Origin of the sequence: Intrasporangium calvum (genome assembly GCF_028446585.1) — a bacterium.
GTDB lineage: Bacteria > Actinomycetota > Actinomycetes > Actinomycetales > Dermatophilaceae > Intrasporangium > Intrasporangium calvum_A.
This window is the reverse complement of sequence record NZ_JAPFQL010000142.1, coordinates 1-3,858: the sequence shown is the minus strand read 5'-3', so window position 1 is coordinate 3,858 and position 3,858 is coordinate 1. Positions and strand designations below refer to the sequence as shown.

5 protein-coding genes are annotated in these 3,858 nt (G+C 65.5%); 2 read left to right on the top strand and 3 right to left on the bottom strand.

Going from position 1 to position 3,858, the window contains the following annotated elements:
* On the top strand, nucleotides 1-316 hold a 316-nt coding region (locus OO014_RS19045; protein WP_272463904.1), incomplete at its 5' end, for a transposase.
* Here OO014_RS19045 and OO014_RS19040 read toward each other — a convergent pair.
* On the bottom strand, nucleotides 238-1,161 hold the full coding sequence (locus OO014_RS19040) for a hypothetical protein (RefSeq protein WP_272463903.1): 924 nt from the start codon (nucleotides 1,159-1,161) through the stop codon (nucleotides 238-240). The genes OO014_RS19045 and OO014_RS19040 overlap by 79 nt on opposite strands.
* A gap of 94 nt (nucleotides 1,162-1,255) precedes the next feature.
* A complete protein-coding gene (locus OO014_RS19035) occupies nucleotides 1,256-2,272 on the bottom strand; it encodes a hypothetical protein (protein WP_272463902.1) in 1,017 nt (338 codons plus the stop codon).
* Between the two features lie 291 nt (nucleotides 2,273-2,563).
* On the opposite strand from OO014_RS19035, the gene OO014_RS19030 reads away from it, so the two are divergent.
* On the top strand, nucleotides 2,564-3,124 hold the full coding sequence (locus OO014_RS19030) for an NYN domain-containing protein (RefSeq protein WP_272463901.1): 561 nt from the start codon (nucleotides 2,564-2,566) through the stop codon (nucleotides 3,122-3,124).
* Nucleotides 3,125-3,546: 422 nt separating this feature from the next.
* Here OO014_RS19030 and OO014_RS19025 read toward each other — a convergent pair.
* Nucleotides 3,547-3,858 (bottom strand): transposase (locus OO014_RS19025; protein ID WP_272463900.1); only part of this gene is annotated, 312 nt, incomplete at its 5' end.

The following is a 3,858-nucleotide window of genomic DNA, read 5'->3' as shown; positions in this document are numbered from 1 at the left end:
GTTCCCCAGGATCGGGCCGTTGATGGACGACGCGAAGACCGAGGTCCTCGCGTTCACCGCGTTCCCGCGGGCGCACTGGACCAAGATCTGGTCCAACAACCCCATCGAACGCCTCAACCGGGAGATCAAACGGCGAGCCCGGGTCGTCCGGATCTTCCCCAACGGCGCGGCCGTCATCCGCCTCGTCGGTGCCGTGCTGGCCGACGCCCACGACGAATGGCAAGTCGCCGATCGCCGCTACCTCTCCGAGGCATCCATGGCGCTGCTGTACAAGACCAGCGATACTGACACCGCCGCCATCACCAGCGGCGCGTGAGCACCGAGGAACCAGCCCTCAAAGCCCACCACCCGACGGGGCACCATCGTGGTCGCGCCTTTCGCCGCTATCTCGGCTCGCCAGTAGGTCGCGGCGTCCTGACCGCCCGTCATTGCCACGAACTCGGCAGTTCCTGCGGCGAGCATCACGTCGGCGGGGGTGTTGTCTACGTATGACTCCAGGGCCAGGTACAGAGCGCTCGCGCTGAGGAACTCGGCGTACTCACGCACGGATTGCACCACCGGGAACGTGGCGGGATTGCCGTGCACGAGGGCATTGCGGATGCGACGTCGGCGCTTTTCTAGGACCTCGCCTTCCGCCTCGTATTCCGCGATTAGCGCGCTGTACCTTGCGTGATCGCTGATGCTGGCGAACATGCGCTCGATCCAGCCGCGTTCGTGCTCGAGACGGCAGAGCGAGATGAAGTCGGTCGCCCGATCCGCGAGTAGCAGGATCCACGGCTGCTTCGGTTGACTCGAGAGCCATTCGACCGTGAGCTCATGCTGCAACTCTCGACTCTCGCCGCCCCCGAGGAGGCACATGCCTGCCGCCCGCTGGAGGTCATTCAACCAGCGGGCATGCATCCACCGCTTGCCGAGGAGTGTGAAGAGGTCGTTGGGGTCCATGGCGGCATGAGCAGCGACGTGTTGCACGACGCGGTCTGAAAGCGGGATGACACTGCTGATGTCCGCCTCAGAGGGCTTGCGGAGCGCCATATCGCGGGTGAACGGATGATCGAGCGTCGTCTGCACCTCGATCGCTGCAGCGAGAAAGCGCGGCAGCTCTTCGCGCGCCAAGGCGTCCGCGATGCGGGGCCCGTGTTCCTGTATTGCCTCCGACGTCATCCGGGCACCGTAAGTGTCGTCTGGAAAACCCGTCTGCTTCCAGACGGCCCGGAAGCCGGGGCTTGCGGGCTGCCCGGAACGCACAACGACGTGCTCAGAGAGTTGCGGACGTATGCCCCCCCGAGCGGTGCAGGGCGACGCTAAAGATGACGTCGACGATGGCCACGGCGCGCTCAAGTGCGCCTGCCGCTGTCGTATTGCCGAGATCCACGCGGATGAGAGTCTCGACCTCGCGCTCCTCGCCGGCCTTCTCAGGGACGCGGAAGGTGATGCCGTCCTTAACGATCTCCCAGAGCTCTCCTTTGTGGTCGAAGTCCTGCCTGCCGGGCTCCGCATTTGGCACCGCCCACAGCGGTTCGAAAAAGGAAACCCGGCCTGCCGTGAGCTGAATGTGTGCCCGTCCCTTGTACCCGAGCCAGACCGCAACTGGCTCGATCGCTGCGGGTGCCCCAACGTAGGCACGGGCCTTGTCAAGCCGGTCGGAGTACTGCGTCTCAAGTTCGCCGAGCGGAATGGCGTCGGGGTCCCGCCCGAAGGCGAGGACCGACACCAGGCCGCGGAACGTGCCCTCTGCGTCGACGCCGCGATGCTGCAGCTGCTCGAAGAGGAGCTCGACGATCGGCCGATACTCCCGATGAAGGAGCGTTCGATCCTTCGCCGCGTCGACGACGTCATCCCAGCTGGCACGAACCGCATCGTCAGTAGTGAGAGCACTGAGCAGGTCGCCGGCCGCCGTCTGCAGGGCTGCCCAAGCGGGGTCCGCTCGGAGTGCTCCAGGTGGCTGCGAGAGGACGGCGTTGCCGCTCGATGTAAGCGCTGCGAAGGCTGTCCGGAACGCGGCGAGCTCGAGAGAGATGTGTGCGCTCAGGTGCGAACCGATACTGGCGACCGACTGTGCGATGTCGCGGTCGAGCGAGTCGCGATTGGCGGCCTTCTTCCAGGCATCGACGCCGCTCGCAAGCTCTAACCACTGCATGATCTCGTCAACGACGATGGCGAGCGGCAGCACAGTGGATACCCCGTGGCGTCGATCGAGCGATGACACCAACGACTTGAGCCAGTCCGGTGTGCCATCGGACCAGTGATCGCTGACGTTGTAGTCGATCATCATGAGCCGTCTCCGATCAAGTGGTCTCCATGGGCGGCTGCTCGGCCACCGTCGGATTGTGCCCAACGTATCGAGCAGGTGGCTTCGAGCAGGCGATCCAAAGCCCAACGCCATGAGCCGTCTTTTCCGCCGGGCGCCGTGACGCGGCGGAGTGACGCGTCTCGCCTTCGCCGTCCTGGTCACACGACGGGGCGTCGGTCTCAAAAGGAAGCACCTGTCTCAGCCGGGGTGGCGTTTGCCGACTGTCGGTCGCCCGCCACCGTTGTCGAGTGAGGCGGCCGTAGGCTCCCTCCCATGGGTGAAGAGCCTGCCATCACGTACGTCCTGGTCGACGGAGAGAACATCGACGCCACCTTGGGCACCTCCATCCTCGGACGGCGGCCCCGACCCGAAGAGCGCCCGCGGTGGGAGCGACTGCTGCAGTTCGCGCAGGAGCTTTGGGGACAGCCAGCCGCTGGGCTGTTCTTCCTCTCCGCTAACAACGAGCTCCCGATGCCCTTCATCCAGGCATTGGTAGCCATTGGCTACCGACCCGTCCCGCTCTCCGGGGGGAGCAACGAGAAGGTGGTGGACATCGCAATCCAGCGGACCTTGGACGAGATTCGGCGCCGACACGCGGATGTGCTGCTCGTCAGCAATGACGGGGACTTCGTCGACCAGGTCCGGGACCTCCTCGACGGCCGGCGCGTGGGTGTCGTGGGCTTCCAGGAGTTCCGCAGCAACGCGTTCTTGCCGCTCGCGGCCCATGGCCTGTCGACCTTCGACCTCGAGTACGAGGTTCAAGCGTTCAACGAACCGCTGCCGCGCGTGCGGATCATCCCGATCGACGACTTCGATCCCGCGGAATTCTTGTAGCCACGACTCATCGAGCAAGTCGACTGGCCAACACGCGGCGGAAAGACTCACTTCCGCCAATGTCTGGGCTCGCGGAATGGCGGCGCTCTGCGTCAAGCACGTTGGCCGACACCAAGTCCCTACCGCACGATCCGCCATCCCTGCTCGCTGGTCACGACCGTCGGTCTAGGAGCCGATCGTGCCAAGACGTCGCCGCCACGTCGAATCTGGATCGTGAACGCACCGCCGCCCTTTCGCTCCACCCGAACGGTGAACCGCAGGACGGTGGGACCGGCGGATCCGGTCGCAGCTGGGGCGGGAAGGACCGCGACTCCCGGAGGGGCATCGATGACCGCCGATGCGCCCGGCAATCCGATGAAACAGACGCGAAGCTCGATGGCGTCCCGTCGGGTGGTGGGCTTTGAGGGCTGGTTCCTCGGTGCTCACGGGCCGCTGGTGATGGCGGCGGTGTCAGTATCGCTGGTCTTGTACAGCAGCGCCATGGATGCCTCGGAGAGGTAGCGGCGATCGGCTACTTGCCATTCGTCGTGGGCGTCGGCCAGCACGGCACCGACGAGGCGGATGACGGCCGCGCCGTTGGGGAAGATCCCGACGACCCGGGCTCGCCGTTTGATCTCCCGGTTGAGGCGTTCGATGGGGTTGTTGGACCAGATCTTGGTCCAGTGCGCCCGCGGGAACGCGGTGAACGCGAGGACCTCGGTCTTCGCGTCGTCCATCAACGGCCCGATCCTGGG